We start from the raw sequence: 1095 nt of genomic DNA, 5'->3' as shown, positions 1-1095 counted from the left end.
CCCCTTAGTTTACTAAGGGCGCAATTATACACCACCCAGAGGTTTGTGCATTGCGTTCTCCGAAGGCTCCTCGCCGGAGGGCTGTGATTTTCCGCAGTCATGGTCTGCTCCAAATCATACAGGGGACGCTACGCTTCCCCTGCGCTGGCTGCCGCCAGCTACCCTTTTGTGGACTTGCCATCTGGGGACACCTTGCGTTGCAAGCTGTTCCCAGCCGACAAGTTTCATTAAATATGCTATCTTTTCGATTGGCGATGAAGTATAATGAAGATGACGACAAATCGGAAGTTATGGAGGTGAAAAATGTATTTCACAGACGAAAAAGACTATATTATGCGAATGATAAAAGAAATGGTAAGAGTATTATTTTCTTTAATGTTTGGGAAAAAGTATGTTTCTGTTGAACTTGAAAAAGAAAATAAATATGAAGTATCAGGGAAAAATTTGAAAGATTTTCTTGATATGATTGATTCTGGGGAAATTAACGAAGCAGAGAATATACTTTTAGATAGCATTGATTATACAGACAGAAATGAGGTAATGGCAGCAGCTCTTTTCTACCAATACCTTAGTGAGAAGGATAGTGAGTTTTTGAAAAATAATAATTATACAAAAGAAGAAGTGATGTCTGGTTTTAAGCAATTACTTATGCAGTCAGGATATACTGATTTGCTATGTTTGGTCAAAGCTGAAGAGTAATATAGAAAATTCAAAGAGATAAGAGTGATTGGATGAAAGGAGAAATTGCATTATATTTTCTATATTGTTTTTGACTTTATGATGGCAGTGATTATGTTTTTGTTTGGAATGTGGTTTTATAAATCAGAAGGAAAAGTTGCTAAATTCTTGTCGGGTTATAATATGAAATCAGCGGATGAACGAAAGAAATACGATGAGAATGCTATGTGTAAGGCATATGGAAAAAGAATGATGTTTATGTCAGTTCCTTTTATTATTGGAATAATCATAGATATCTAATATCAAGGAATAGGCTGTTGGATCGCATGGGGGATATGGCTTATTATGTTTGTTTTGTTGCTTATTGATAGACATAAAAGAGAACGTTAAATTCAAGTTGAACAAAATCGCTGCGCG

At 36.3% G+C, this 1095-nt stretch carries 2 protein-coding genes; both read left to right on the top strand.

The features are described from left to right. Positions 1 to 303: 303 nt before the first annotated feature. Positions 304 to 699 carry a DUF6483 family protein gene (locus PGZ10_RS16530; RefSeq protein ID WP_004614494.1) on the top strand — a complete coding sequence of 132 codons (396 nt, stop codon included), beginning with the start codon at positions 304 to 306 and terminating at the stop codon, positions 697 to 699. 78 nt (positions 700 to 777) lie between these two features. Then, a complete protein-coding gene (locus PGZ10_RS16980; protein WP_226816022.1) occupies positions 778 to 978 on the top strand; it encodes a DUF3784 domain-containing protein in 201 nt (66 codons plus the stop codon). The last annotated feature ends 117 nt before the right edge of the window (positions 979 to 1095 follow it).

The organism is Coprococcus sp. AF102-57 (genome assembly GCF_027686195.1).
Classification (GTDB): domain Bacteria; phylum Bacillota; class Clostridia; order Lachnospirales; family Lachnospiraceae; genus Allocoprococcus; species Allocoprococcus comes.
This window is presented reverse-complemented; position numbering and strand designations above follow the sequence as displayed.

What these genes read in the sequence shown, in the direction of transcription:
- PGZ10_RS16530 (WP_004614494.1), top strand. Translation starts at nt 304, where the DNA reads ATGTATTTCACAGACGAAAAAGACTATATTATGCGAATGATAAAAGAA.
- PGZ10_RS16980 (WP_226816022.1), top strand. Translation starts at nt 778, where the DNA reads ATGATGGCAGTGATTATGTTTTTGTTTGGAATGTGGTTTTATAAATCA.